Source organism: Sporosarcina siberiensis (assembly GCF_042681925.1).
Lineage (GTDB): Bacteria > Bacillota > Bacilli > Bacillales_A > Planococcaceae > Sporosarcina > Sporosarcina siberiensis.
Genome location: NZ_JBHUGI010000005.1, coordinates 59539 through 86414 on the forward strand (window position 1 = coordinate 59539; position 26876 = coordinate 86414).

General features: G+C 38.6%; 27 protein-coding genes and 1 riboswitch. Of the genes, 15 read left to right on the forward strand and 12 right to left on the reverse strand.

Going from position 1 to position 26876, the window contains the following annotated elements; genetic code table 11:
* Positions 1 to 30: 30 nt before the first annotated feature.
* The 3 genes from ACFSFY_RS02710 to ACFSFY_RS02720 form a co-directional block, all read right to left on the reverse strand.
* Positions 31 to 1248 (reverse strand): metallophosphoesterase family protein, encoded by a 1218-nt coding sequence (locus ACFSFY_RS02710; protein WP_381535646.1) that lies wholly within the window; start codon positions 1246 to 1248, stop codon positions 31 to 33.
* A 95-nt stretch (positions 1249 to 1343) separates the two neighbouring features.
* On the reverse strand, positions 1344 to 2609 hold the full coding sequence (locus ACFSFY_RS02715; protein ID WP_381535647.1) for an ABC transporter permease: 1266 nt from the start codon (positions 2607 to 2609) through the stop codon (positions 1344 to 1346).
* Positions 2602 to 3501 (reverse strand): ABC transporter ATP-binding protein, encoded by a 900-nt coding sequence (locus ACFSFY_RS02720; protein ID WP_381535648.1) that lies wholly within the window; start codon positions 3499 to 3501, stop codon positions 2602 to 2604. The genes ACFSFY_RS02715 and ACFSFY_RS02720 overlap by 8 nt, the downstream gene beginning before the upstream one ends.
* 366 nt (positions 3502 to 3867) lie before the next feature.
* Here ACFSFY_RS02720 and ACFSFY_RS02725 point away from each other — a divergent pair, with 366 nt between their 5' ends.
* From ACFSFY_RS02725 to mgsA, 3 genes are all read left to right on the forward strand, one after another.
* On the forward strand, positions 3868 to 4656 hold the full coding sequence (locus tag ACFSFY_RS02725; protein ID WP_381535649.1) for a formate/nitrite transporter family protein: 789 nt from the start codon (positions 3868 to 3870) through the stop codon (positions 4654 to 4656).
* A 199-nt stretch (positions 4657 to 4855) separates the two neighbouring features.
* Entirely contained in the window at positions 4856 to 5050 is a 195-nt protein-coding gene (locus tag ACFSFY_RS02730; protein WP_381535650.1) for a YhzD family protein, read from the forward strand.
* A 98-nt stretch (positions 5051 to 5148) separates the two neighbouring features.
* Positions 5149 to 5553, forward strand: a complete 405-nt coding sequence (gene mgsA, locus ACFSFY_RS02735) for a methylglyoxal synthase (RefSeq protein ID WP_381535651.1) — start codon at positions 5149 to 5151, stop codon at positions 5551 to 5553.
* 71 nt (positions 5554 to 5624) lie between these two features.
* On the opposite strand, the gene ACFSFY_RS02740 is transcribed toward mgsA, so the two are convergent.
* The 4 genes from ACFSFY_RS02740 to ACFSFY_RS02755 form a co-directional block, all read right to left on the reverse strand.
* Positions 5625 to 6404, reverse strand: a complete 780-nt coding sequence (locus ACFSFY_RS02740) for an enoyl-CoA hydratase (RefSeq protein ID WP_381535652.1) — start codon at positions 6402 to 6404, stop codon at positions 5625 to 5627.
* Positions 6405 to 6473: 69 nt separating this feature from the next.
* Positions 6474 to 7982: a coproporphyrinogen III oxidase gene (locus ACFSFY_RS02745; protein ID WP_381535653.1), complete on the reverse strand. Its 1509-nt coding sequence runs from the start codon at positions 7980 to 7982 to the stop codon at positions 6474 to 6476.
* 70 nt (positions 7983 to 8052) lie between these two features.
* Entirely contained in the window at positions 8053 to 8400 is a 348-nt protein-coding gene (locus tag ACFSFY_RS02750) for a YlbF family regulator (protein WP_381535654.1), read from the reverse strand.
* A 13-nt stretch (positions 8401 to 8413) separates the two neighbouring features.
* Positions 8414 to 9571 (reverse strand): DUF445 domain-containing protein, encoded by a 1158-nt coding sequence (locus ACFSFY_RS02755; RefSeq protein WP_381535655.1) that lies wholly within the window; start codon positions 9569 to 9571, stop codon positions 8414 to 8416.
* Positions 9572 to 9723: 152 nt separating this feature from the next.
* Positions 9724 to 9824, forward strand: a riboswitch (purine riboswitch).
* Positions 9825 to 9907: 83 nt separating this feature from the next.
* Here ACFSFY_RS02755 and ACFSFY_RS02760 point away from each other — a divergent pair.
* From ACFSFY_RS02760 to ACFSFY_RS02775, 4 genes are all read left to right on the forward strand, one after another.
* Entirely contained in the window at positions 9908 to 10981 is a 1074-nt protein-coding gene (locus tag ACFSFY_RS02760) for a SulP family inorganic anion transporter (protein ID WP_381535656.1), read from the forward strand.
* Positions 10982 to 10994: 13 nt separating this feature from the next.
* Positions 10995 to 11537, forward strand: coding sequence for a phosphoribosyltransferase family protein (locus ACFSFY_RS02765; RefSeq protein ID WP_381535657.1), 543 nt, complete (start codon positions 10995 to 10997; stop codon positions 11535 to 11537).
* A gap of 166 nt (positions 11538 to 11703) precedes the next feature.
* The gene (locus ACFSFY_RS02770; protein ID WP_381535658.1) at positions 11704 to 12732 is read left to right on the forward strand and encodes a S66 family peptidase; all 1029 of its coding nucleotides are present in this window, start codon (positions 11704 to 11706) and stop codon (positions 12730 to 12732) included.
* Between the two features lie 31 nt (positions 12733 to 12763).
* Positions 12764 to 13549 carry an ABC transporter substrate-binding protein gene (locus ACFSFY_RS02775; protein ID WP_381535659.1) on the forward strand — a complete coding sequence of 262 codons (786 nt, stop codon included), beginning with the start codon at positions 12764 to 12766 and terminating at the stop codon, positions 13547 to 13549.
* 303 nt (positions 13550 to 13852) lie between these two features.
* Here the strand turns inward: ACFSFY_RS02775 and ACFSFY_RS02780 are convergent, their stop codons facing one another.
* Complete coding sequence (locus tag ACFSFY_RS02780) at positions 13853 to 14242, reverse strand: ferritin-like domain-containing protein (RefSeq protein ID WP_381535660.1); 390 nt, start codon at positions 14240 to 14242, stop codon at positions 13853 to 13855.
* Positions 14243 to 14314: 72 nt separating this feature from the next.
* Here ACFSFY_RS02780 and ACFSFY_RS02785 point away from each other — a divergent pair, with 72 nt between their 5' ends.
* Together ACFSFY_RS02785 and ACFSFY_RS02790 are read left to right on the forward strand one after the other, a co-directional pair.
* Entirely contained in the window at positions 14315 to 14518 is a 204-nt protein-coding gene (locus ACFSFY_RS02785) for a YheE family protein (protein ID WP_381535661.1), read from the forward strand.
* A 51-nt stretch (positions 14519 to 14569) separates the two neighbouring features.
* Positions 14570 to 14722, forward strand: a complete 153-nt coding sequence (locus ACFSFY_RS02790) for a hypothetical protein (protein ID WP_381535662.1) — start codon at positions 14570 to 14572, stop codon at positions 14720 to 14722.
* Between the two features lie 78 nt (positions 14723 to 14800).
* Here the strand turns inward: ACFSFY_RS02790 and ACFSFY_RS02795 are convergent, their stop codons facing one another.
* The 3 genes from ACFSFY_RS02795 to ACFSFY_RS02805 all read right to left on the reverse strand — a co-directional run bounded on the left by ACFSFY_RS02795 (position 14801) and on the right by ACFSFY_RS02805 (position 19879).
* Complete coding sequence (locus tag ACFSFY_RS02795; protein WP_381535663.1) at positions 14801 to 16063, reverse strand: MFS transporter; 1263 nt, start codon at positions 16061 to 16063, stop codon at positions 14801 to 14803.
* A gap of 317 nt (positions 16064 to 16380) precedes the next feature.
* Positions 16381 to 18138: an ABC transporter ATP-binding protein gene (locus tag ACFSFY_RS02800; RefSeq protein ID WP_381535664.1), complete on the reverse strand. Its 1758-nt coding sequence runs from the start codon at positions 18136 to 18138 to the stop codon at positions 16381 to 16383.
* Position 18139: 1 nt separating this feature from the next.
* Positions 18140 to 19879, reverse strand: a complete 1740-nt coding sequence (locus tag ACFSFY_RS02805) for an ABC transporter ATP-binding protein (RefSeq protein WP_381535665.1) — start codon at positions 19877 to 19879, stop codon at positions 18140 to 18142.
* A gap of 423 nt (positions 19880 to 20302) precedes the next feature.
* Here ACFSFY_RS02805 and ACFSFY_RS02810 point away from each other — a divergent pair, with 423 nt between their 5' ends.
* The 3 genes from ACFSFY_RS02810 to ACFSFY_RS02820 all read left to right on the forward strand — a co-directional run bounded on the left by ACFSFY_RS02810 (position 20303) and on the right by ACFSFY_RS02820 (position 23058).
* Entirely contained in the window at positions 20303 to 20452 is a 150-nt protein-coding gene (locus tag ACFSFY_RS02810; protein ID WP_381535666.1) for a hypothetical protein, read from the forward strand.
* Between the two features lie 349 nt (positions 20453 to 20801).
* Positions 20802 to 22121 carry a hemolysin family protein gene (locus tag ACFSFY_RS02815; protein ID WP_381535667.1) on the forward strand — a complete coding sequence of 440 codons (1320 nt, stop codon included), beginning with the start codon at positions 20802 to 20804 and terminating at the stop codon, positions 22119 to 22121.
* A 55-nt stretch (positions 22122 to 22176) separates the two neighbouring features.
* The gene (locus ACFSFY_RS02820; protein WP_381535668.1) at positions 22177 to 23058 is read left to right on the forward strand and encodes a cation diffusion facilitator family transporter; all 882 of its coding nucleotides are present in this window, start codon (positions 22177 to 22179) and stop codon (positions 23056 to 23058) included.
* Positions 23059 to 23399: 341 nt separating this feature from the next.
* On the opposite strand, the gene ACFSFY_RS02825 is transcribed toward ACFSFY_RS02820, so the two are convergent.
* A complete protein-coding gene (locus tag ACFSFY_RS02825; protein WP_381535669.1) occupies positions 23400 to 24941 on the reverse strand; it encodes a GNAT family N-acetyltransferase in 1542 nt (513 codons plus the stop codon).
* A gap of 126 nt (positions 24942 to 25067) precedes the next feature.
* Here ACFSFY_RS02825 and ACFSFY_RS02830 point away from each other — a divergent pair, with 126 nt between their 5' ends.
* Genes ACFSFY_RS02830 through ACFSFY_RS02840 form a run of 3 tightly spaced genes read left to right on the forward strand, consistent with a single transcriptional unit; the run spans position 25068 to position 26850 of the window.
* The gene (locus ACFSFY_RS02830) at positions 25068 to 25493 is read left to right on the forward strand and encodes a disulfide oxidoreductase (RefSeq protein ID WP_381535670.1); all 426 of its coding nucleotides are present in this window, start codon (positions 25068 to 25070) and stop codon (positions 25491 to 25493) included.
* Between the two features lies 1 nt (position 25494).
* Positions 25495 to 25971, forward strand: coding sequence for a thioredoxin family protein (locus tag ACFSFY_RS02835; protein ID WP_381535671.1), 477 nt, complete (start codon positions 25495 to 25497; stop codon positions 25969 to 25971).
* Between the two features lie 30 nt (positions 25972 to 26001).
* A complete protein-coding gene (locus ACFSFY_RS02840; protein WP_381535672.1) occupies positions 26002 to 26850 on the forward strand; it encodes an RluA family pseudouridine synthase in 849 nt (282 codons plus the stop codon).
* The last annotated feature ends 26 nt before the right edge of the window (positions 26851 to 26876 follow it).

Below are 26876 nucleotides of genomic sequence, written 5' to 3' on the forward strand. Positions count from 1 at the left end.
CCACCCCTTTCTAGGTTCAAAAATAGTTCATTATTTTTCTGATGTTTCAGTGGCCATGATACGAGCAACACCCTTTTTTATTGTACGGATTTCATGCTCTTTTAGAACATCTAGATACCTCACACCCCGGGCATGTTGGTAGACATCTTTCAAAATAATCTTCCATTCATCCTCAGTCCAGTTGTTTATCTGCTCGAGTACAGACTTTGATAGACCATCAGTTATAGAAGATAAACTTGAATCCTCCGTAAAAGAAAGACTGTGAATCCAAACAAATAACGCATCATCTTCAACCACTTCACGAAGTACATCCAGCCATTCATCATCTGGAGACTGATCAAATAAATCAGATGCTTCTCTATCTATTTCAACCATTACGAGTTCAACAATACCTGATCCATACTGCGCTTTAAAAGCATCAATTCCCTCTACACAGCGCTCAATCCATTCATTTGCATGACAAATCCCCTTACAAGAAATGAGTAATGTATCAAAGACTAATGCCGATGCTGGGATGAATTTAAGTTCTGCACTGGATTTCGATAATTCAACTTCATAAAACCCTTTTATCCCTTGTTCATTGCGATGACGGCCTTGTAAATTCCCCGAATACACAATCGGTGGATCTTCATGCAAGTTCTGCCTTACATGGATATGACCAAGAGCCCAATAATCATAGTTTTTTGAAAGCAAATCGTTTTTAGTAAAAGGAGCATAAACTGCATGTGTTTCATTTCCTTCTATACTTCCATGGAGCATACCAATATTAAAATCCGCCGAATTACTAGCGGCAGGATATTGCTGAACCATACGATTTCGGATATGACGTTCTGAGTAGCTAAAACCAGTAATGTGTACAGCATTTCCGTTGAAAGCAGTTTGTATCGTTTCAACATCCCCGGAAAATACATGAACGTTTGGAGGCAGCTCAAATCGTGTCCACCGTCCACCAAGATGATCATGATTGCCGTACGATAGATATACTTGAATGCCCGCAACATTCAATTTCTTCATACCTTCTTGGAACTTCATCTGTGCACGTAGGCTTCGATCTTCCCCGTCGTATATATCGCCTACAATAAGTACGAAATCAGGTTTTGCATGAAGTATATGCTCTATAAAATTGTTGAAAGCTTTGAATGTACTTTCACGTAACTCTTTTAATCTTTTATGTGGTAGACCCTTCATTCCCTTAAAAGGACTGTCTAAATGTAAATCAGCCGCATGAATAAAACGAATTGTAGACAAAGTTACCCCTCCTTCATTCATCGAATACTTGTTCTAATTTTACCACAAAGAAAAAAACTCCGCGAACTATATCGGAGTCCTTACAAATCTATCTATTATTCTTTTCCGAGTTGGATTGCTTTACGCAAATCTTTTAATGATTTAGAGGGACCATACATAAGAACACCCCCACGGTAAACGCGTGCGCCAAACCAACCAAGGATGAAAATTGTAACAAGCATTATTCCAATAGACAGTAGCGGTTCCCATAATGGAAGCTCAAGCATCCCCACACGTAAAAACATTACCAAAGGTGCGAAAAAGGGAATGAATGATGCGTATTTCAGGTACAGCATTTCTGGATTACCGAGACCTGTAGCTGCAATCATAAATGCTGCGACAATTAAAAGGTTCAGCGGCATAATCATTTGTTGTACATCTTCCGTTCTACTCACCAGTGAACCGAGTAGAGCTGCAAGTGTTGCATATAGGAAATACCCCAATAAGAAGAAGATTACTGCATAAACAACTGTCACTACATTCATATTCGAAAAACCAAAGACCGAAAAGAATCCGTCTACCATGTCTGAAGATGATGTTTTCAATGCTATAAATCCTGCTAGACCGAATAATACCATTTGGACGAGTCCGAGTGATCCAACCCCAAGTATTTTCGCAAACATATGCTTTGCCGGAGAAACACTTGAAATCAGAATTTCCATTACTCGTGAGGATTTTTCAGCTGCAATTTCTGTTGCGATCATTATTGAATAAATAATGACTGAGAAATAAATCAAGAACATCAGCACATAAACAAGCCCTCTTGCCTGACCTAGTTCTTCCTCCGTTTTTGCCGATGGAGAAACAGACTTTTGCTCAAAACTAATTGGTGTAAATAATGTTTGAACTTGTTCAGTAGTTAAAGATAATTCATTCGCATTTATTTCTGTTTGAATCGTTTGAAGGGCATCTTCAATCATCATTGGAAGTTGGAAATCCAATGCACTCATAGATGAATACGCCGCGGTAATTCTACTCGTAGAATCTAGCCCCAAAATAACAAACGACTCGATTTCACCATCTCTTACTTCATTAGTAAGTACTTGCTCCGACTTATCGGTTATCTTTACCGTGATATCGGATTCGTTTGCACTTAACTGAGTTACTAGTGATTCTCCCAAATCACCACTTGAATCAACGACATACAGAACTTCAGCTGAATCCTTATCGCTGCCTGTAATACTTTGAACTGTATCAAAAATTTTAGATATATTCGCAAATAAAAAGACTGCCGCAATCATTAGTGCTGTCGTAATAATGAAGGACTTCGTTTTAGCTTTTGTTAGAAATGCCTGTTTGAAAATAATGAAAAATTCACGCATGCTCTTTTCCCACCTTTTCAATGAAAATATCTTGAAGTGAAGGTTCTTCTATTGCAAAGTGTCGTATCGGTCCGGATTTCAGTGCAGCTGCTAGCAGTTGTTCTGCAACACTCTCAGATTCGACTTGGTAAAGAGCACCTTCCATTGATTTCCGAACAGAAGTTACACCAGATATTAAATCTAGATGAGATAAATCATTATCTGAATTAATGCGAACGTTTTGATTGCCAAAAGAGCGTTTCACTTCTCGTAACGATCCACTTACAACTTGTTTTCCATGATCAATAATACTCAACTGCTCACATAACTCTTCCACATGATCCATACGATGGCTTGAAAAAACAATAGTCGCACCATTATTTCTAAAGTCAATAATAGCACTTTTTAACATTTCTACGTTTACAGGGTCTAATCCTGAAAAGGGTTCATCTAAAATCAATAGTTTCGGATTATGCATGAGTGAAGCAATGACTTGGATCTTTTGTTGATTTCCTTTGGATAATTCCTCAACCTTTTTGGTAGCATATTGTGGGATTTCCATTCGCTCAAGCCATTGCTTGATGGCCAACTTGGCGTCTGGCTTTTTCATTCCACGCAATTGTCCAAGAAAAATAAGTTGCTCTTCTACTTTCATTTTCGGATAAAGCCCTCGCTCCTCCGGTAAATAACCAATTTCTGGACTTGTTGCATACGTGATGGACTTATTATTCCACGTAATTCTTCCTTCATTTGCATTTAACAAACCAAGAATCATTCTAAACGTCGTTGTCTTACCCGCACCATTTGCCCCTAAAAACCCATACATCGTGCCTTCATTTACGGACAATGTTAAATTATCTACGGCAGTAAAATCACCGAAACGCTTTGTCACATTTTCAATTTGTAAACTCATTGTATTTCCCCTTTCGACTAGCTACATCTAAACTATACGAATCACGTTTACAGAAGTTTCAAATTTATGTTCTTTAATTTAATAAAACTACGGCCTCCCTATTAAGATAAAAGTAAAAAAAACATATTAAATATGGGAATTACTTCATGAAATCTTCTATTTAAAACAATTTCACGAGTAACAGTAGATAAGAATGTAAACTTAATTATTTTCTTACCTGATGGATATACCAACTAAATCATTCGTTTCTAAAATGGTTATGAATGGAACCGCAAAGTACAGTACAATAGTATAGGAGCCTACGAAGTGATTAAGTTTGCATTTTTGCTAAGTAAATACACAGTACGTTAACTAAAGGGGCATACAATGAAAGCGACTATTGACATATTAGCTACTACAGCTGTTACAAAAGTAAATATATTACATACAAGTAAGAGTAGGTATCTGGTATTAGCAATGATGGCTGGATTCTATCTTGGTTTAGGTATTATCCTTATCTTTACCATTGGTGGTTTACTCGGTCCTTCAGACTTTGCAGGCACTAAAATTATTATGGGAATGGCTTTCGGGATTGCATTAAGTTTGGTAATAATGGCTGGATCAGACCTTTTCACAGGTAATCATTTGATAATGACATTGGGTACTTTGACGAAGAAAACAACATGGTTTGAAACCATGCAAGTCTGGATATTCAGCTTTGTAGGGAACTTTGCTGGATCGATTCTCGTTGCAGCCCTATTTTTCTATTCAGGATTAGCTACTGGTGAAACTGCTGATTACATACTAACAGCGGCTAGTGCAAAAATGAATACATCATTTGTCGAATTATTAATGCGTGGAATTTTATGTAATATCCTCGTTTGTCTTGCTGTTTGGTGTGCTTTTAAGCTAAAAGAAGAAACAGCAAAACTGATCATGATTTTCTGGTGTCTATTTGCCTTTATCACTTCTGGATTTGAGCATAGTGTTGCAAATATGAGTTTGTTATCAATCTCATTAATGATTCCACATCCTGAGACGATTTCCTTTACAGGACTTGTTGCGAACATAATTCCCGTTACAATTGGAAATATTATTGGTGGAGTCATTTTCGTTGCGGCTGCATATTGGTATGCCAATACAGATAGTAGTATATATAAAGCAAATGCTGATTAATGTTCCTAAGGCGATTTGCCTCCTATTTTCACCAGGTTTGAGATACGTATTTGCAGATATATCATTTGAAGTGTCGGACAACTATCGAAGGGAACTATAATGTTAGCATTTTCCACTTTATTCAGCCCTTGTAAACCAACTTTCACAAATTTCACTTTTCAATTATTTGTAGTATACTGAAAGAAACAATATTGGAAGGATGATATTTGTGAAATTTTATAAATTAACGGCATTTGAACCTAAAGGTGAATTAATAATGGACGAAACGCTAGAAGCTTCTACAGATGAAGAGGCGAAAGAAAAAGGCCAGGCGATTCTTGAAGAAAAGAATTTACTAGAAAAAACACATAGACTCGCTTCACCAAAAGGAAAACTATTACTATTTCATACTTAATTTTTAAAAAGTGCAACTATGCGATTATAAGACCGCTTAGTTGCACTTTTTAATCCATTAAAACTTGATTCTCATTTTATTTTACCGGAGGTGTACTTATGGATATAGCTTTAATCGCCCACGATCAGAAGAAAAATGAAATGGTGAATTTCTCAATTGCTTACGAACATATTTTTTCCAAACATACTTTATTTGCAACAGGAACGACAGGTAAACGTATTATGGAAGAAACCAGTCTTTCGATTACTCGATTGATGTCAGGTCCACTTGGTGGCGACCAGCAAATAGGAGCCATGATTGCTACAGGAAAATTAGATTTGATTCTCTTTTTCCGTGACCCGTTAACCGCACAACCACATGAACCTGACGTGACTGCATTACTCAGACTATGTGATGTTTACGGGATTCCACTGGCAACAAATATTGCATCCGCCGAACTACTAATTCGTGCCGTGGAAAAGGGATATTTCTCATGGCGGGAAACAGCTGGGAAATATCAATAAATAGCCCCAACCCATATGGATAATAAAACACGAGTCACTTCTCACAAACTGAGTAAGTGACTCGTGCTTTTTTACTTCCCTTTAAATACAGGCTTCCTTTTTCCTACGAACGCCTGAATTCCCTCAAGATGATCATCTGTTTTTCTCATCGCCACTTGTGCGATGCTTTCCATTTCTAATATACTTTCAAGTTCAGCAAACTTTTGTTCATGCAATATATTTTTCGTTGCAATCATTGAAGCGATTGGCGATGCTAGCAATTTTGTGGCTAAAGCATCTCCGAACGCCGCTGCTTGACCATCTGGAACTACTTCATCAATCAGACCTTTTTCGAGAGCCTCACTGCCATTCATCACTTTACCGGACCATATGAGTTGTTTCGCTTGTGGTATTCCGACACGTTCTTTTAGGAAGAAATGACCCCCACCGTCTGGTACTAGCCCGATGCCAATAAAGTTCATTGCAAGCTTACTATTTTCCTCTGCAACGATATAATCACAGCCTAAAGCAAGACTGTACCCAAGACCCGCCGCCGCGCCGTGAACAGCAGCAATCGTAACTTGCGGCAATGAATATAACCCTTTTGCAATACGTGATACGTCAACCATGACCTTTTCAATATCAAGTGGGTTATTTGGATCGGCCATCTTTTTAACATCCCCACCTGCAGAGAATGCGCGTCCTGCTCCATTAACAAGCACCACTTGTACTGTTTCATCACTCTTCAATTCTTCAAAAGCATCTCCAAGTTCTTTCATCATGACATCATCCATCGCGTTCATAGATTCCGGTCTATTTAACGTTAGACGCGCAAGACGTCCCTCTTTTTTTAATTCGATTGTTTTATACATGTTTAGACATCCTTTCAAAAATGAATTGCCATTCACTCTAACTAATTCGATATCTATTGTATAAACCCTTTAATTTGTTACAGCTTGCGGAAAAATCGCGTTTAAATGTGCGAGCTTTTTTTCAATTGATTCTTCATAACTGAGGATATAAGCCGCTGGATCTTTCGGATTGTAGAACTGTGTAATTTTTCCTGTTGTCGGATCAATAAACTTGCTCGACGCCCCGCAACCAACGCCAATGATTGTCTGTACTTCTTCCATAATGACAATATTGTAGATACTCTCTTCACCAGGTTTCGCATAACCGACATTCTCTAAATTTCCTAAAATGTTCTTCTGGCGATATAAGTAATACGGTTCATACCCATTGGACTTGTTCCACTCTTCTCCAAGCTTCATCATCTGTTCGACTGTTTCCCGGTCCGCTACTTTATATTTATCTCTGTTCTGTGACATTTGAGATGCACGTTTGAAGGATAAAGTGTGAATTGTCAGCGACTCCGGTTGCATTTTTTCGGTTTCTGCAAGAGAATGCTGAAATTCTTCCATTCCTTCATTCGGTAATCCGATAATTAAATCCATATTAATGTTTTTCATACCCATATTGCGCGATAACCAAAACTTATCAACCGTTTCCTGGACAGAATGGTGGCGCCCAATTGCTTTCAAGGTTTCATCTGTATAGGACTGGGGATTCACACTGATTCTGTCGATATTATGCTTTTTCAACACATCAATCTTTTCTGGGGTGATTGTATCTGGACGTCCTGCTTCAACTGTAATTTCACGGACATTTTCCATTCCAGGGAATGAAGAGTACATTGTTTTATACAATGCATCCATCTCTTCAGCAGTAATACTCGTTGGTGTTCCTCCACCGAAATAGATTGTCGTGATTTTCATTTGATGCTCGGTAAGCCATGCGCCCATCTCACGAATTTCTTCGTGGAGACCGTCTAAGAAAGTTTCAACCCGTCCATTTTTACGGTTAATGGCAAATGCCGGAAATGTGCAATACGCGCATTTTGTCGGACAAAAAGGGATTCCGATGTAAATGCTCACTTCATTCTGCAAATCATATAAATCCGGAACTGAACGGAGTTGTATGTCCGCAATTTTCGCAAGTAACTCTGATTTCTCACGCGAAACCCGGTAATTATTCATAATTCTTTGGATTGCTTGTTCGGAAGTGTCTCCATCACGACGATATTTGTGGTAGAGCTTCATCGGTCGAATCCCTGTTAAAATCCCCCAGGACTGGTGCATTCCAGTTGCTTGTTCAAGCACTTCTAGGAATATATGTGAATAAATCCGTTTTAACTGGCGATTTTTCACTTTGGCATCTCCGATTTCTTCTGCCTCAGAAAATTCCTTAGAATATTTTAAACCGTCTTTTGTTAATACCGCCTTACCAATTAACATTTGGCTAGAAGTACGTACTAGAGTCATATCCACTTTTATGGCATCTTTATCTTCATCTACTACTATTTCACACTGTTCGAAAAACAGGTTTGCTAAATGTGCAAACAGACGTATCCAGTCTTCAGCAAATTGATCTTCAATCTGTATTTTCTGCATTCCTTTTACCAACTTTCTAATTCACATTATTTTATATGTGCACAAATAAAAAACTGGCCGAAGCCAGTTTTTAGATTGATTCATACATATGTTGTACCGGTTTCATAAGTACACGATTTACTTCTTCAATAAGACCACTCAACTGCATTTCCGCTTCGAGCATCGACATAATTTTAGCATTGGTTTGTGCAAGCTGTGCCGTTTTTTGTGCATGTTCAAGTTCGTCAGCTTCAACTTCTTCGCCTGCCATTTGTTTTTCTTGCAATGTTAGTTGAATTTCACGGAAATTCTTAAATAATACAAGTGCCTCTTCATCATTTTTAACCTCTTCAATTGCTTGTTCCACTTTTGAAAACTCTTCTGTTTGACGGAATGTAGCTTCCAATCTGTTTAAATCATCATAAATATTTACTGCCATTTTTTATTTCCCCCTAAGTTAAGTTTGTTGCGAAAACAATAAGACCTTGAACAATACCTATCGCCCCACCAAGCACAGCTCCAAGTACAGTGATCATCTTAAATTCACGTCTTGATATACCGAGTACAAGATCTTCCAGCACTTCGACTGGGAATGAATCCACTTGTTCTTTTACCATCTCATCTATTTTTAATTTACGGAGCGATATTTCCAGTTGTTTCTCAGCTTGTGTAAATGCAAACGAGGTGAGCGCTGGTGTTACATTTATAGAAGTCCATTCCGCACCTGTAGGCCAGTAATGGGACAACTTCTTATTGAGACGTGATTCAATTGCCAATTCCTCACGTGTATAAGACTTAATCGTATCAAATAAACCATCCCAATCAAAGCCCGAAAGTAATTCGTCAACAGGCCTCTTTTGAAGTTTTTCCCACTCATTATGAATAATCGTATTCAAAAGACTTGAAGTTCCTGGTGCGTTCACAAACTTAAGTGCTTCTTTCTGAACTTTTCCAACGAGCGATTCAGATTCACCGAAGAACATGTGAACCATATTTCCAAGTGTTCCTTTTGAAGCAAGGAAATCATCGATTAATTTGCGAAACATTGCTCTTCCTTCATCTGACTCAAAGTATTGTTCCGACTTACTCAGAATATACGCGGCGATTTGTGGAATACGCTCATCCACTCCTGCACGCCAGTCTGCCGGGAGTATCTCTTCAACAGTGCCCGTTGTCAGTCTCATTCTCACTAAGTTCAGTTGGCTGTCAAGTACTTCTATAATTTTTTGCTCCGCTTTCGAAGCAACATTCTCGGCACCTGCAACTTCTAGCCAATTATTTAAGGTTTTATCCGAATCTAAAATATGAGTTTCTAATTTTTCTTGAAGGAAGTTTTCTGCTTTCCGTTGCATGTCCGGTGTTAACAACTTCTTCTTGAATGTCTCAGGTGTAAGTAAATAATTCGTTACTGTTTTTCCAAATTGAACAGCAAGTTCGTCGCGCCTTTTTGGAATTAGACCAGGTGTAAACGGTACTCTCCACGAACCGATATATTTTGCTTCGTGTGGCCTGAACAACATTTTAATTGCTAGGTGATTTGTAAAGCCTCCAATTAAAGCGCCAATTAAAGCCATAAATAACACTATCCATAAAAAATTCAATTGCTTCACCTTTTCCCGTTTCGTTCGTTCTTATTATAGCAGAACGTAACGAAACGGAAAAACATTCTGTGCTTTTTGTTTAGATACTTTATTTAGATATAGACATTACCATATTTAAGAGGTTGTACATGTCCCGTTTTCATGTTACTTTATATTAGCAAAAAAACTTATGAAACACACACCATATAATCCTAATAATCTGGTTTAGGAGTTTCTACGGAGCAACCTTAATTGCTCTCCTATGGATGACATGATTTTTTATTATAATTCTATTTTCATCATGTATTTATAGTTGAATCTCCTTACCATTACTTAGTGAATATCGTGTGATGGAAGGGGAACAAAATGGACATTTGGAAAGATATACTCGCCGCGTTAAGTGGGGTTTTAAATGCTCTACCACAAGGATTACTTGCACTCACATTCGGTTTCGCTTCTATTCCTACGGCGCTTGCTTTTATGATTGGGGCTTTCGGTAACGCAGCCACTAGTAACGTAGCCGTTATTTCATATCAAGCTGAAACGATCACACTCGCAGGAACGATGGGTAGAAACATGCGCGAACGCTTATCAATGATCTTTTTTGGTGCCGCAATTTTACTTACAATTGGTCTGTTCGGGTTCTTAGAAACACTCATCGATTGGATTGGTCCAATTATTACATCAGGTATGATGGCTGGTGTAGGGATTATGCTTTCAAAAGTTGCTTGGGATATGGCAAAAGGTGACAGAGTAATTGGTATTACCTCTATGCTCAGTGCTTTTATTGTTTATTTCGCTACTAAAGATTTGGTTTACACAATTACCGCCTCTGTTCTTCTTTCAAGTGTAGTTTTCTATTTCTTAAATAAAAAGAAGGACATGCCTCAAATAGGCATTGAAGTAAAAGAAGGATTCCACAGACAGAAGTTAATACTAAATCCAATGGTTATTCGCGGTGCTCTTGCAATGGTATGTTTGAACATTGGAGCCAATATCGCATTCGGTAAGATAAATGGTGAAATTGCCAATAAGGCCGTCAACGTTGACACATTAACAATTATCAGTAGTTTAGCGGATATGGCTTCCTCATTCTTCGGTGGTGCGCCGGTTGAGATTGTTATATCGGCTACAGCCAGTGCTCCACACGCAGTTTGGTCTGGAGTTCTAATGATGGTACTCATGGCTATTATTTTAGTAACTGGGCTACTTCCTAAGATTGGAAGGTATGTCCCAAGTGCTTCGATTGCGGGTTTTCTATTTGTTTTAGGTGCAGTAGTTACATTACCAGTCAATGCGATTGGAGCTTTGACGGGTGAAGGAGCAGGTTCTGGGATTGTTGGTGGAATCACTATGGTAGTTACTGCGATTACCGATCCATTTCTAGGAATGCTGTCAGGTGTTATTGTTGAATTTCTAATGAATATTTTTGGTTTCTAATTGGAGGATAATGATGAAAACATACACATTACAAATCGCTGGCTTGGAGAGAAAGTTACCCATTATTGCTTTATCAAAGTCACTCAGCATTGCGAGCTTTGATATTTTAGGTGATACAGAAATTGTTCAGTTGACAGCTCCTATAGTGGCTAAGAGATTACCAGCTATTGATGCAATTGTTACAGCTGAAGCAAAAGGAATTCCTTTTGCATACGAAGTTGCTAAACAGCTTGGACTCAAGCGCTATATCGTTGCTCGAAAAAGCGTCAAACCTTATATGGTAGATCCACTTATTAAAACAGTCGTTTCAATTACAACCCAAACAGAACAAACGCTTTGTTTGGATAGAATTGATGTTGAACACATTAAAGGTAAACGCGTAGCAATTGTCGATGATGTTATCAGCACTGGTGAATCGCTTCGTGCTTTATGTGAATTAGCAGAAGCTGCTGGTGCGATTGTTGTTGCTAAAGCAGCCATTCTCGCAGAAGGCGATGCCGCTCAGCGGGATGACATTATCTTCCTAGAGCATTTACCATTGTTTGAAAGCGAGTAAGACTATTCCTCAAGGAGTCGAAACCACATTGGTTTTGACTCCTTTTTTCTATGGATAGTTCAGTAGATACATCTAGTGACAGAGCTTCATACCTCTGATAAGCTTTATTAATAAGCTGAATTGAAATGTTCATATTCGCAAACACTGCAACTACTAAATAATCGAGGTGTTCCATTTGATTCGCTATCCTAGTCCTCTTCAAACTGGTCAAACAATTGGTGTTACCGCACCTTCATCTGGTGTTGGGAAAGAACTTCATTCAATACTTCATGACTCAAAACGACAATTTGAAAAACGTGGATACAATGTAACCATTGGTGATACTGCTTGGACTGAAGTAAAATCCGCCTCTGATACGAAAGAGGTAAGAGCTGCTGAACTTATGAATATGCTAACGACCCCAGAAATCGCTGCTATAATTCCACCCTGGGGCGGTGAGATTCTAATGGAAATTCTTCCGCTGTTAAAGTGGGATGCAATCGAACCTAAATGGATTCTTGGTTATTCAGATTTGAGTACCTTACTATTTGCGTTAACGCTTAAAACTGGAATCGCAACCGCACATGGAACGAATTTCGTAGATTTACGAAGTGATGAATGGGATCCGGTTACGAGCAAATTCCTTGATATTCTTACTGCAAATGAAGGCTCAGTAATTGAACAACAATCTTCCGAAAAGTTCCAATCCGAATGGCAACATTACGCACCTCCAAATCCATATGTTTTTAAGTTGGATAGTAATACATATTGGGAAGTTCTAGGTGGAGGGAAATTTGATGTTACAGGTCGATTCCTTGGTGGTTGCATCGATACGATTAGTCATCTTGTAGGAACACCATACGGCGACGTAACAGCATTCCAGAAAAATCATCTGCAAGATGAACCGATTATTTGGTATTTGGAAAACTGCGATTTGTCTGCGACCGACTTTCATAGGACAATGCTTCAAATGACTTATGCGGGTTGGTTTAACAATTCAACGGGGATTCTATTTGGACGTTCACCATCTGGACAATCGGTCGGGGATTTTACCATATTGGATTCAATGAAACGTATTTCCGAACTCACTGGGTTACCGATTGTGTACAATGTAGACATCGGCCATATTCCTCCCCAAATCACATTAGTCAATGGAGCCGCGGGCAGAGTTTCTGTAAAAGATGGAAAAGGTAAGGTTACAATGAAGTACAAGTGACTGAGATACAATGAAAGGCGGAGTGAATAGGATGAAAAAAGTGATTGACCACCTTGGAAGAACTGTTGTTTATCCATTTCCACCTAAACGAATCGTTTCTCTTTGCCCAGGCATTACGGAAACTTTATTTGCACTACAATTAGAAGATGAGATTGTTGGGAGAACACGTTTTTGTATTTTCCCTAAAGATAAAGTAGGAACCGTTCCGACTGTCGCAGGAACGAAAGACATTAAGCTTGAAGCAATACATGAAGTGAAACCAGATTTAATCATCGTAGAAAAAGAAGAAAACACAGAAGAAATTGTTAAGATTCTAGAAAAGTACTATCCCATTTTTGTTGCAGAAGTCCAGTCCGTTGACGATGCCTATCGTATGATTCTTGATCTTGGCGATGTAACTGACCGTAAGTCTGAAGCAGCAAAATTACAGGAAGAAATTCAAAAACAATTTCAATCACTCCCGAAAGTAACTGGGAAACGTGCCGCCTATGTCATTTGGAAGAAACCATATATGGTCGTCGGAAAAGATACGTATATCCAAACTGTTTTAGAGAAGATAGGCTTTGTGAACCCTTTTACTATGTTTGAAGGAAGATATCCTTCTGTTACTGAAGAGGATTTTTCAGATGCAGATCTCGATTACATATTCCTCGCATCCGAACCATATCCCTTCAAAGAGAAACATCGAGCTGAATTTTTGGATATGGCGCCTAATGCACAAATCCTAAACATCGACGGTGAAATGTTTTGGTACGGTCCAAAAATGTTGGAAGCCGTCGCTTACTTTAAAGAAAATCTGCCCGTAGAGCCGACATAACTCTTGATTGCGGAGACATCTTGCCCTATTGAACGGACATAAACCCTCATAGAGAGGACATAACCGCTCTTCCTCGGCTTGAGCGGACATACGGACCAATTCAGAGGACATCTTGACCCATTGAGCGGACATAAACCCTCATTGGGAGGACATAACCGCCATTCCTCGGATTGGGCGGACATACGGACCAATTCAGAGGACATCTTGAACGATTGAGCGGACATAAACTCTCATAGAGAGAACATCCTGACCAATTCAGCGGACATCCCAGTTCCGATCACCACCCGCTCTTTATTTATAAATTCATAAGGCATTATACATCGTAGAAAAACGAATCGCGTGTTCCAATTCATCGTGCAACGCTATGAATATCGGATTATATGCTTGTTGAATCGGAATTGTTAGAAGCATGACTTTGTAAGTTTCAACTGCCTCTAATTCATCTAACAAAGCCTTTTCCACACAATTTTTCAAGTCATAACAAGGCAAAGTCTTCTTTGGATTTTGAACAAACGTCCCCGTCAGCATATAATGAAGTTGTTGAAACATTTCATAGTGACTCTTCTCGTCTTCATATGCGTGTTTAATGAAGTCTTGCCAAAGTGGGTCTGTTGTGAGTTGGTACATCGATTTATAAAAATGGTACGCTCTATACTCGTCCTCAATGGACTCTTTTAATTTATTAATAAACAATTTAGCACCCCTTCACATAGCTTTACAACTATTTTATGCGGACAGGTTGCGTCTTATGAGAGGAGAAGGAATATGCTACAACATTTTAGCTTCAAACCAATGTTTGAAAATGCAGATTTACCCGGATGGACATTCTCTTTTTTCTTTAAAAATACCCGCTATACTGGTGAGTATTTAAAAGAAGGAGATATTAATTGGATAGGTGAAACACCACCCGATGAAGAAAAATTAAAAAAAATGATTCATGAATTAATGATTTTCCATGTTTACGACTGATATTGATCAATATGGGAATACTATGCCTATCCGTAAATAAGGAGGCGTACTATGAAAAAAGAAAAAACAGCCGAAGAACTTCGTAAAGAACAGGAACAGCTGCAAGTTCAAAATCAGAAAACCGAAAATGTATTTGAAGACAAGAGCCGCGTTCCTAACGAACAAAACGCATGGAAAGAAACGCAATACCAACGTGGTGAATAAGAAAATGCCCTGCACATATTGTGCAGGGCATTTTCCTATTCACATAGTTTAAAATAGATTTCTTTGTCTACCTTTTTTTTACTCGTCCGCCAATTTTCGTTTCCCAAATATAAAGTAATAATATGTCGACGAAATGATATAGAGCACACTCGTAATTGTAAATGCATACGCATAACCCCAATATGAACCGAATGCGATTACCAATCCTGCGGCGATTGGCCCCATGGTCGCCCATCCTACGTTAAATACCATTTGGTTTACCGAGTTGGCGAGCCCTTTATATTTATCAGATACGATTTCCATCGCAATGGCACTTTGGATTGGATTTCCCGCATTCATAATAGCTTGGCGCATAAGGAAACCAAGTGAAGCAATTAGTAATGAAGTTGTATAAGCCGTAATGATTAAAAATGGAACCGATAAAACTTGAAATAGTATGAGAGCTCTAACTTTACCAACCCTTTTTACAAGAGCCGGACCAAGAAGCATTGCTACCGCAGTCATCGCTGAGCCGAGTGATAAAATAAGGCCGATATATGCATTTGAGGCATCAAATCGGTTGGCAAAATATAAGTTTAAATATGGAATGACCAAACCAGAGCCCAGTCCCATCAACAAACTTGCAAATGCGAAGTGATAAATTAATACGATATTTCTCTTAAAACTATTTTTCTCTTTATCCTCTTCCGTTTCTTCTATTATCGCAACAGCTTGAATCGGTTCAGGTCTTTTATTTTGCAGTTTAAACAACGGGACTAATCCCGTCGTGAAAATAACAGCGCCCGCTAAAAGAGACCACCGAATTGCGTTCGCCGCCTCCAGCCCTCCAAAAACTTGAAGTACATCCGCTAAAACCCCACCCAATAAACTGCCTACAACATTCGCTACAGTTATTAGAGCAAAATGAATACTAAACATATGAATCCGTTCAGCAGTTTTTGAGTTCTCGGCAAGAAAAGGTACACCTGAAACTTGTATAAAAGCCATGAATAACCCTGTGAAAAAGGCTGCATATATAATCGGTATTTCAGCAACCGCTAGACTTCGGTAAAACAATGTCATCCCACCAAATACTGCACCGCCAATAATTAGCCACTTTCTCCCAAACTTATCGCTCAAAAAACCCGCTGGAATAAGCATGATTGCCGAAGCCGTCGCTGTCATAGATATCACTTTTCCGTTCACTGTTTCAGGCATACCAAGCTCTTTTATATACAGATTGTACATAACCATAAAAACGCCCATTCCAATTTGGATGAGCACATTGGCAAGCATAAACAATTGAACGTTTTTATTGAATGAAGAAATCTTTTTCTTCCAATCTGAAAGCCACTTCCCCATCTTATTCCAACTCTCCGTACATTAATGTTTCGTTAGTCTAAATATACGTCTTTTAGAGTAGTTTTACAACGGCCAAGCAGAAATCATATTCACTAACTTAAGCTCAATTCTCGTTTGATTGCACTCGCTACTGGTTTGCTTGCACTCGCTTGCAGTTTCCTTGCACTACCCACCAGTTTGCTTGCACTCACTCACTCTTTCCTTGCACTCGTCACTAGATTGCTTGCAACTCAGGACTTTTACCTCACATAAAAACAAACCTCATAATAAAAAGACTTCCTTTCCACACTAAATCTCGGAAAGAAAGCCTTATTGTTTTATATCACTTTCGAATTACTGGATGTTCCCGCTTGTAACTTGTACATTTGCGCATACTGTCCGCCTTGCACGAGTAATTCATCATGCGAGCCGCTTTCAACAATTTCCCCACGGTCTAATACTAAAATACGGTCCGCATTCTTAATCGTAGAAAGTCGATGAGCAATGATAAACGTCGTTCGGCCTTTTTTCAGCACATCCATCGCGTGTTGAATAATTTCTTCGGTTTCAGTATCGATATTTGACGTCGCTTCATCGAGAATTAAAATAGCTGGGTCAAACGCCAATGCTCGTGCGAATGAAATCAGTTGACGCTGTCCTGATGAAAGTGTGCTTCCTTTCTCTACAACCGCCTCATCAATGCCATTCGGCAAATGCTTCAGTACACGCTCCCCGCCAACCGCATTAAGCGATTGTTGCACTTTTTCACGAGTAATGCGTGGATCCCCCAAGCTAACGTTGGATTCAATTGTTCCGCTAAATAAATACGGATCTTGCAAAACAATCCCCATATGCTCACGAACTGTTTGACGCGCCATTTTACTAATGTCCATACCATCGATTGTGATTTTCCCTTTCGATGAATCGTAGAAGCGGAACAATAAATTCATTATCGAACTCTTCCCCGATCCCGTATGCCCGACGAGAGCAACCGTCTCCCCTTGCTTCGCTTCAAAGTTGAGATTCTTCAACACATATTCCTCTTCAATATAAGCAAACCAAACGTTTTCAAAACGGACATTACCAGCGTATCGCACTGTTTTCTCATCACTTACTGGCTCACCGACTCGGTCTAATAATTTAAAAACCCGTTCAGCTGCAACAAGGGAATGTTCAAGCCGTGCAAACTGATTGACTACACCTGTAATCGGGTTGAACAATCGAGTAATATAATCGACGAAAGCATAAAGCATACCTACTGAAATGACACTCTCTGTAGTGAGTGACGCCCCTCCGAAATACCAGATGAAGAAAACAAACGTCAGTGATCTAATAATATCCACAAGATTATGGGATGTTGCCGCCTCTACTTTCAACAATTTGTTTTGATAGTTGAAATGTTCATCGTTGACTTCACCGAATTCATCTTCCATCTGTTTCTCGCGACCAAATGCTTGAATAATTGTCATCCCGTTAATCGACTCATTTATTCTAGCGTTCATATCGCTCACTTTCCCGCGAATGATATGGTTTACTTTCGAAGCAAATTTCCGATACGTCTTCATCCAAATATATAAAATCGGCAAGACGAATAGTGTGATTGCGCCCATTTTAGGATCTAAATAAAATAGAGCAATAAAAATCCCGATAATATACATTCCACTAATCGCAAATTGCGATACGACGGTAACATACAAATTACGTATAGCTTCCGTATCGTTCGTAATGCGAGCAACTACTTTCCCAGCAGGCAAGTTGTCGAAATATCGAATCGGTAATGTCTGAATATGTTCGTACAAGTCGTTTCTCATTTTCTGGACAATACGATTCGCTGCTTTTTGCAATAGTAAATACTGAAAATATCTAAAGATCGCAGTGACTACCGCAAGTCCGAAAAAGATTGCCAGTAACTTAGCGATCGGAACGAATTCAATCCCGCCACCCGAAGCCCCCGCGATATGTTCATCAATGATTTCTTTGGCAATTAAAGGCCCCATTAAGTCTGCCGCGACCGCAATTGCTAGTAAAAATAACCCTGTAAGAAGTAGCTTTTTATAATCTAAAGCATAATGAACCAGTCGTTTACCCGTACCCATATTATTCAACCTCCCCAATCTGCTGGCGGTCGAATTGCTCTTTGTACCAACCGTTCAATGCGATCAAGTCTTCATGTGTTCCTTCTTCAATCATACGTCCGTCGTCTAAAACAAGAATCCAATCCGCATGTTCAATTGCTGACAAACGATGCGTTGTAATAATCGTTGTTTTATCAGATCGTTCCGCTTGAATGTTCTCAATGATCTTCGATTCTGTTTTTGCATCTACCGCTGATAAAGAATCGTCTAAAATAAGGATTTCAGGATTTTTAATCAGTGCGCGCGCAATAGAAATACGTTGCTTTTGACCACCAGACAATGCAACTCCTTTTTCTCCAACCAATGTGTCCAGTCCTGCTGGAAGCATTTCAAGATCTTTCTCAAAATACGCCAGACGTATACTTTCAGCAATTTCTGATTCAGATGCATCTGGCCTTCCAAATCGAATGTTTTCTCTAACCGTCCGTGAAAACAATACATGATCCTGAGGAACATATCCTATCCAATCCCTTACTTGGTCCTTCCTTAACGACTGGATGGGAACCCCTGAAAATGTAATTGCCCCTTCACCTAAAGGATATTCACGCAACAATTGTTTAACAAACGTAGTTTTACCACTGCCTGTTTTCCCAACAATTCCAAGCGTGTCTCCCTGTTTCAAATCTAGTTTGATATGATCCAAGTTAACGGAATGCGATGTGGGATACGTAAATACCACATCTTGGAAACCTACATCTTGAAGTTGATCGACCAGAGTCGCGTCTTCCGGATCCTTCACATCTTCTTCATAATCAAGTGTTTCCATCACTCGGTCGAGAGAAGCGTTTCCACGTTGAAGAACGTTGATAAGTTCACCAATCGCAAACATTGGCCACACAATCATACCGAGATATACATTAAACGTGACAAGATTCCCAAGCGTCATAGCTCCCTCAGAAACTAGGTAAGCCCCGTAACCAAGTCCAATCATATAGGTTAAACCTGTGAGAACTTTTGAAATCGGCATAAACAGAGCATCAATCTTTTCGACGTGCATGTTTTTTTGATAAACATCTTCAGTCATCTCAGCAAAACCTTTTTCAGTAGCACGTTCTTGGACATATGCACGAACGACTCGAACCCCAGCAACTGCTTCAAGTACATTATCATTCAAGTCACCAAACGCAGCTTGCGCAGTCATATATCTCTCATGAATCTTCTTGCCCAACACCTGCATAATAAATGCCAGAATCGGTAAAGGTAAAATTGCCGCAAGTGTTAGATTCCAAGAAACAAGAAAACCCATCGTAAGTATAAGAGTCAGCAAGTAAAGCGTCGAATCGACAAGAGTCATAATGCCGAACCCAGCCGTTTCCGAAATGGCTCGTAAATCATTCGTTGACCTTGCCATTAAATCGCCTGTTTTATTTTTCTCATAAAAAGTTGGAGTCATCTTTAAAAAATGGCGCATAAGCCTTCCTCGCAATTGCCGTTCAATAACATACGCTCCGCCAAAAAGTTGATATTGCCAAACGTAGTTGCTCGCATAGTTAAAAATCATAATGATAAGCATACCCCCAAGGAACATTGCCAACAGCTTCCCAGTTAGTGTTTGAGTATAAATCGAATCTATCGCTTGACCAATCAGCCATGGGGGAATAATTACAAGAACGTTTGTCATCATTAAAAGAATCAGCGCAATCGTATACCTTTTACGATTTTCTTTAAAAAACCATTTTAACTTGAATAAAACCGAGAACATAAACCAACCTACTTTCTTCCTTAATCATCAAGATGAACTTCTTTCTAGTAATTCCTTCTATTTAATAAAGAGCGACACGAAAACAATGTTTTAAGTACAAAAAGACAAAAAAAGCCAACGCTCTTAACATAAGCGTTGGCTCATTACTAAGGAACGACAGTTCTTGCCATCCCAACTTTAAAATTCAAATTTAGAATTTCGCATAGTTTTGGTACGGAACAGCTATTTGATTGATTTGAACAACAAGAATTTTTTTCATTTCCCGTACCTCCCTTTTATTTCGAGTTACTAACTATAATTAGATTACCATTTCCATTTTCAGAATGTCAATACTTTTCTAATTAGTCTAGTTACAAGTTTATGAATTCGTTTAGCGGGTATTACAATATTAAGCTAAACTTTACTAAGGGAGATGTAATCCAAATGGAAGAACATAAAAACATTGAAATTAAACGTGAAGAAAAGACTAATAATAGTTTTGTTGGTGCAACATTCATTAAGTACGCTGCATATATCATTATCTTTTTCGGCTTTTTGTGGTTCTTAATTAAATATGTATTCCCGATGTTTTAATTATTTAAGAAAGAGTTATTTACATACTTTCAATTCGTATGTAAATAGCTCTTTTTTTGTTTAATATAGTAAATAGATGATTGTCCAAGAATTCACTCAACACCAAAAGTTGCTTAGCCTAATTTGGATGACCTTTCCAAAACTCCAATCTATTTATTTATTTCATATGTCCAAAAATTTCATCATTTAAATAAATATACTACATAATAGGTGAAACCAATTGTTTTTTTATTGTAAATAATTTATCATGGAGAGTAACTAGCTATTTAACTATTACAGGAGGTGTACACTTTGTTCTCCCCCACATCTGGGTTTAGAACAAAGTAATTATTTGGAAATTCCCATACGATTGACAGCATTTGCTGTCTTGATCGCCCTCACCGCATTCTTTGTTGCGAGTGAATTTGCAATTGTAAAAGTAAGAACTTCAAGGATTGATCAGCTTGTGTCTGAAGGTAATCGACGGGCTTTATCCGCCAAAAGAGTGATAAGCAACTTGGATGAATATCTATCTGCTTGTCAACTTGGTATTACAATTACCGCATTAGGATTAGGTATGCTCGGTGAACCGACCGTCAAACTGATATTGAATCCGCTTTTCACTTTTTATGAATTCACACCCAGCACTACAAGTATTCTTTCCTTCATAATCGCATTTTCTGTAGTTACATTTCTACATGTTGTAATTGGAGAGTTAGCGCCTAAAACGATTGCTATCCAAAAAGCAGAAGAAATTATACTCCTTTTTTCAAAACCGCTTATCTTTTTTTACAAACTGATGTACCCTGTCATAAAAGGGATGAATGGTTCAGCACGCTTTTTTATTGGATTACTCGGATTCAAAAGTATTTCCGAATCAGAAGTAGCACACACTGAGGAAGAACTTCGATTAATATTGGCCGATAGTTTAAAAAGTGGAGAAATCAATCAATCCGAATATAAATATGTTAATAAAATATTTGAATTCGACGACCGAATTGCGAAAGAAATTATGGCTCCAAGAACCGAAATGGTAACCATTGATAAAGAATTGACTTTGCGAGATGTTTTTAATCTATCGGACGTTGAACAATATACGAGATATCCGGTTACAGATGGCGATAAAGATCATATTATCGGTCTTTTAAATATGAAGCATTTATTAACGGCTTACATTAAAGATCCAACAACAGGTAATAATTCTGTTGTTGATTATATGCAACCAATTATCCGCGTGATCGAAACAATTCCAATTGGAGATTTACTCCTTAAAATCCAGCGTGAACGAATTCACATGGCTGTGCTTATGGATGAGTACGGCGGAACTGCTGGTCTTGTAACAATAGAGGATATTTTGGAAGAAATCGTAGGTGACATTCAAGACGAATTCGATATGGATGAAATTCCAGAAGTACAGAATATTGGAGAAAATCACTATATTTTTGATGCTAAAATATTAATTGAAAGTGTTAACGATGTCCTTGGAATCGGAATCGATGAAGAAGATATAGACACCATTGGTGGTTGGTTCATGACTCAGCGATTCGAGGCCATTCAAGGTGAAAAAATTATTGAACAAGGATACGAATTCATGATTAAAGATATGGAAGGTCATCACATACTGTATTTGGAAGTTATTAAACATGAAGAGGAAGAAACTGGAGTAAATAAAGTACCAGTTGAATCTTAGTAAAAAGCGACTTCCTTTTGGAGGTCGCTTTTTCATTCAGAAAGAGGGTGTAGCGATGGATCTCTATTCCAATTTGAAAGAAGGCGAAAAAGGTGCCTGGCTCAGTATATGGACGTATTTATTACTAAGTATAGTGAAACTCATTGTAGGATTTATCGGTACTTCTGAAGCACTGAAAGCAGACGGTTTAAACAATACAACTGATATTATTGCTTCCATTGCCATTCTCGTTGGGCTTAAAATATCTCAAAAACCACCTGATGAAGATCACCAATACGGACATATGCGTGCAGAAACAGTCGCCTCTCTCATTGCAGCATTTATTATGGGATTCGTTGGATTACAAATCTTAATAAATGCAACGAAATCTTTGCTATCACCAGAAAAGGTTACGCCTTCCCTACTCACTGCTGTAGTTGCAATTTTAAGTGCACTCATTATGTATTTTGTCTATCGCTATAATTTAAAACTTTCAAAACGTATTGGCAGCGAAGCTGTACGTGCAGCCGCATATGACAACCGTTCCGATGCTCTTGTCAGTATTGGAACTGCTATAGGTATTGGAGGAGCTGTGATTGGATTTCCAATTATTGATGGAATAACCGCATTTCTTATAGGAGTTTTAGTCATTTTCACAGCATGGAATATCTTTTATCCAAGCGTTCATGCACTTACCGACGGGTTTGATGAAGAGGAGGTCAAAACGCTATCCACATTAGCCCTTAGAGTAGATGGTGTAATTGAGTTAAAAGAATTCAAAGGCCGAACGCATGGAAACATGATGTTGGTGGATTTAACAGTTACAGTAAACCCCATGTTAAACGTCATTGAAAGTCATCGAATTACTGAAGAAATCGAGAGAAAACTAGGCGCACGTCAACCACATTCAGTGATTCTTGTCCACATCGAACCTGAGGGATTGGAAAAACTCAGCTGATTAGTAGTTCCCATTGTAAAGCCGTCCTATCTACTATTTTTTAAAGTAGATAGGACGGCTTTTTTGTTTGGCATAGATTGTCAGTGGGTGAGCTGGTGTTCTAGAAAAAACCCGATAAACTTCGCAACGTTTCCAGTAAACTACGCAACGCTTGATTGAAACTTCACAACGTTTTCGGGAAACCTCGCAACATTCGAAGAACTTCGCAACGTTTTCTCCATACTTCGCAACGCTCGATTGAAACTTCACAACGTTTTTGGGATACTTCGCAACGTTTCCCAAAATTCAAATAAGCTTCAACATCACGGAGTTCCCGTTGAATGCTGAAGCCCTCAAAGTCCTTAATCTTTTTTATATTCGATATGATAGACATCGTGTCTTCGGTCTTTTAATTGCTTTACGGTACCATCTTGACGTTGTCTTCGGAGAATTTCTAAATCTACATCGCCAATTAAAACCATTTCTAAGTTAGCGTTTGTCTCCCCTACGATTCCGTCTCGAGCAAACTCAAAATCGGATGGAGCGAAAATAGCAGACTGGGCGTATTGAATGTCCATATTTTCAGTTTGTGGTAAGTTCCCTACCGTTCCTGAAATGACTGTGTAAATTTGGTTTTCAATCGCTCGTGCTTGTGCACAATATCGAACTCTTAAATAACCTTGTCGATCTTCGGTACAAAAAGGAGTAAATATAATATTGGCACCCATATCCGTCGCAATTCGACCGAGTTCTGGGAATTCAATATCGTAACATATTTGAATCGCGATTTTACCACAGTCGGTATCGAATACTCGAACTGCATCACCAGCACTTATTCCCCACCATTTTCTTTCATTCGGTGTGATGTGAATTTTATATTGTTTCTCTATTGAACCATCGCGTCTGAATAAATAAGAAATATTGTAAATCTCATCTTCTTCTTCAACGAAATGCGAACCGCCAATAATATTAATATTGTATCGAACAGCTAAATCTGTAAACATTTCGATATATTGTGGAGTGTATTCAGTCATTCTTCGAACAGCTTGACTTGGTGCGATTTCATCCATAAACGACATAAGTTGCGTTGTAAATATTTCAGGAAAGACTACAAAATCCGAATTTGCATCGGATGCCACGTCTACAAAATACTCACATTGATGAGCCATTTCTTCAAATGATGATATTTTACGCATTAAGTATTGGACTACACAAATTCTAACTGGATAACTAGTTTTATAATGGCGCTTTGTGGCAGGTTTATAATCGACATTATTCCATTCCATAAGTGTTGCATATTTTTTAGATGCTTTATCATCCGGTAAATAATTTGGATTCACCCTCATGAGTGTAAAATCATTCATCAGCTGAAAAGTTAGAACCGGATCGTATATTTTATGTCTGGACACCGAATCGACATATTCACGAGACGACATTTCTTCTGAATACTTATAATAATTTGGAATCCGTCCGCCAAGAATGATGGATTTCAAATTTAGTTCCCTTGCAAGTTCTTTCCTTGCTTCATATAGTCGCTGTCCGACCTTCATTCGACGATATTCTGGGTGTACCATTACTTCAATACCGTACATATTATATCCATCTGGATTATGATTTGTAATATAGCCTTCATCAGTGACATCGTCCCATGTATGACGATCGTCGTATTCATCGAAGTTAATGATCAGACTTGAACATGAACCAATCACTTCTCCGTCTAGCTCCGCAACAAGTTGTCCTTCTGGAAAGACAGTTAAATGGCTAATTAAATGCTCTTTTTCCCAAGGTTCCATTCCTGGAAAACTCAGTTCTTGCATACCTAAAACTTTACTAATATCCTCATGTTCCATCTGACGAATAACCATGCTCTTTTCAAACGATGATAAGTCGAATCCTTCTCCCATGTAAAACACCTCTTTCAAACTATATATTCATTATATCGTACTCGGCGTTCAGTGTAGAATATTTTACTTGTTTTAAAACTGCCCCTATAATCAAAGATGTAAACTTTTTAAGTGGGAGGCCTTACTATGAATAAACGGTTGGAAAATAGCTTGATTTTAATATGGACAATTTCCCTTCTCGCTACGCTTGGGTCGCTTTACTTTTCAGAAATTCGTGGATACGAACCTTGTACGTATTGTTGGTATCAGCGAATTCTCATGTATCCTATTATCCTTATTTCCGGAGTAGCTCTTTTCCAGAAAAATGCACGAATCGCATTAACTTTGGCCGTCTTTTCAATAGTCGGTGGAGGTATTTCGTTGTATCATTATGGATTGCAAAAGCTTTCGTTCTTAAGCGATAATGCACCTGTTTGTGGGGATGTGCCTTGTACGGGTATGTATATTAATATTTTCGGTTTTATTACAATTCCATTCCTAGCACTTGTGGCGTTTACGATTATTTTAATTACAAGTTTATTAATGATTAAATGGCAAAAGGAGACGAAGTAAAATGAAAAAACTATTAGCAATCGGTGGCGTCATCGTTATTGTGTTTGCACTTATCGTTGTTTTATCAAACAAGTCCAATGAAACAAAGCTAAAAGACAATCCTTATGAAACAGATAACCTTAAAACATCAACAATTAATTTAATAGGTGATGAAAATTACAACAGCATTGTTTTACCTAAAGACTTAGAAAAGAAAATTAAATCTGGTGAAGATGTCACGGCTTATTTCTTCAGTCCTGAATGTCCTCACTGTATCGCTACAACGCCTGTTTTAATGCCCGTTGCAAAAGACATGGGGATCGAAATAAATCAGTTCAACTTGCTTGAATTCGGCGCAGATGCTGGACCTTATGGAATAGAGGGTACGCCAACAATCGTCCATTATAAAGATGGTAAAGAAGTTGACCGCTTGTACGGCGGAGCACCCCAAGGTATGGATCCAGAAGCGTATATCCGTGATTTCTTCGAAAAGTATTGAACAAATGGAATTTCGGAAGGATGAATGTAAATGACAGTATTTCACTATACAATAACTGAAGATCGTCAAACGATTGAACATCTTCTTAGAGAACAATGGCAAGCTGGTAAAAAAACAGTTCACTTAATGAGAATGGCTAAAAGTGTTACGGACGAAAATGGCGAACCCATCGATTGGAAATTGCCGTTATTTGTTGGTACGAATTTAACTTTTTCTTTCCCGGAAGCCCAATCTACTTATGTACCCGAAGAACGAGGAACATTAAATGTTGTTTTCGAAGATGAACACATCGTTGCAGTCGTTAAAGCAGCTGGTCTCTCCATGCACCCTGATCGTCTAGGACAAACAGGAACATTCATGAACCAGGTCATGGCGTACATTGTTAATCAAGGCGGACAATATGCTGAACATATTCACCGTCTTGATAAAGGAACTTCGGGTGTTGTATTAATCGCCAAGCACCCCATTGCTAAGGGACTTTTTGATCGTATGCTTGAAAAAAATGAAATTTCAAGGAAGTATCTGGCAGAAACGGACGGATTGCTCAAAAGACCAAGAGGAACGATTCGATTTTCCATTGGGAAGGATCGACACGACCCTTCAAAACGAGTTGTATCAATATCGGGACAATCTGCTATTACTCATTTTAAAGTAATTGACCGAACTGCTGATTCTTCATTTGTGGAAGCTGAACTTGAAACAGGTCGTACACATCAAATACGAGTGCACTTAGCCCATCTCGGCCATCCTGTAAAAGGCGATACACTTTATGACGGTAGTGAAACCGAAGATGGTCATTACCGCTTAACTGCAACTTCAGTAGCCTTCACACATCCCTTTACTGGTGAAGCTATTACAATTGAAATGGAGACAAAATAAGAAACGGCATGGAGAAAATATTCTTC

What these genes read in the sequence shown, in the direction of transcription:
- ACFSFY_RS02745 (WP_381535653.1), bottom strand. Translation starts at nt 7,982, where the DNA reads ATGCAGAAAATACAGATTGAAGATCAATTTGCTGAAGACTGGATACGT.
- ACFSFY_RS02715 (WP_381535647.1), bottom strand. Translation starts at nt 2,609, where the DNA reads ATGCGTGAATTTTTCATTATTTTCAAACAGGCATTTCTAACAAAAGCT.
- ACFSFY_RS02790 (WP_381535662.1), top strand. Translation starts at nt 14,570, where the DNA reads ATGAAAAAAGAAAAAACAGCCGAAGAACTTCGTAAAGAACAGGAACAG.
- ACFSFY_RS02810 (WP_381535666.1), top strand. Translation starts at nt 20,303, where the DNA reads ATGGAAGAACATAAAAACATTGAAATTAAACGTGAAGAAAAGACTAAT.
- ACFSFY_RS02785 (WP_381535661.1), top strand. Translation starts at nt 14,315, where the DNA reads ATGCTACAACATTTTAGCTTCAAACCAATGTTTGAAAATGCAGATTTA.
- ACFSFY_RS02805 (WP_381535665.1), bottom strand. Translation starts at nt 19,879, where the DNA reads ATGTTCTCGGTTTTATTCAAGTTAAAATGGTTTTTTAAAGAAAATCGT.
- ACFSFY_RS02720 (WP_381535648.1), bottom strand. Translation starts at nt 3,501, where the DNA reads ATGAGTTTACAAATTGAAAATGTGACAAAGCGTTTCGGTGATTTTACT.
- ACFSFY_RS02775 (WP_381535659.1), top strand. Translation starts at nt 12,764, where the DNA reads ATGAAAAAAGTGATTGACCACCTTGGAAGAACTGTTGTTTATCCATTT.
- ACFSFY_RS02760 (WP_381535656.1), top strand. Translation starts at nt 9,908, where the DNA reads ATGGACATTTGGAAAGATATACTCGCCGCGTTAAGTGGGGTTTTAAAT.
- ACFSFY_RS02835 (WP_381535671.1), top strand. Translation starts at nt 25,495, where the DNA reads ATGAAAAAACTATTAGCAATCGGTGGCGTCATCGTTATTGTGTTTGCA.
- ACFSFY_RS02840 (WP_381535672.1), top strand. Translation starts at nt 26,002, where the DNA reads ATGACAGTATTTCACTATACAATAACTGAAGATCGTCAAACGATTGAA.
- mgsA (WP_381535651.1), top strand. Translation starts at nt 5,149, where the DNA reads ATGGATATAGCTTTAATCGCCCACGATCAGAAGAAAAATGAAATGGTG.
- ACFSFY_RS02800 (WP_381535664.1), bottom strand. Translation starts at nt 18,138, where the DNA reads ATGGGTACGGGTAAACGACTGGTTCATTATGCTTTAGATTATAAAAAG.
- ACFSFY_RS02740 (WP_381535652.1), bottom strand. Translation starts at nt 6,404, where the DNA reads ATGTATAAAACAATCGAATTAAAAAAAGAGGGACGTCTTGCGCGTCTA.
- ACFSFY_RS02725 (WP_381535649.1), top strand. Translation starts at nt 3,868, where the DNA reads ATGAAAGCGACTATTGACATATTAGCTACTACAGCTGTTACAAAAGTA.
- ACFSFY_RS02795 (WP_381535663.1), bottom strand. Translation starts at nt 16,063, where the DNA reads ATGGGGAAGTGGCTTTCAGATTGGAAGAAAAAGATTTCTTCATTCAAT.
- ACFSFY_RS02830 (WP_381535670.1), top strand. Translation starts at nt 25,068, where the DNA reads ATGAATAAACGGTTGGAAAATAGCTTGATTTTAATATGGACAATTTCC.
- ACFSFY_RS02750 (WP_381535654.1), bottom strand. Translation starts at nt 8,400, where the DNA reads ATGGCAGTAAATATTTATGATGATTTAAACAGATTGGAAGCTACATTC.
- ACFSFY_RS02765 (WP_381535657.1), top strand. Translation starts at nt 10,995, where the DNA reads ATGAAAACATACACATTACAAATCGCTGGCTTGGAGAGAAAGTTACCC.
- ACFSFY_RS02730 (WP_381535650.1), top strand. Translation starts at nt 4,856, where the DNA reads ATGATATTTGTGAAATTTTATAAATTAACGGCATTTGAACCTAAAGGT.
- ACFSFY_RS02825 (WP_381535669.1), bottom strand. Translation starts at nt 24,941, where the DNA reads ATGGGAGAAGGATTCGACTTATCATCGTTTGAAAAGAGCATGGTTATT.
- ACFSFY_RS02820 (WP_381535668.1), top strand. Translation starts at nt 22,177, where the DNA reads ATGGATCTCTATTCCAATTTGAAAGAAGGCGAAAAAGGTGCCTGGCTC.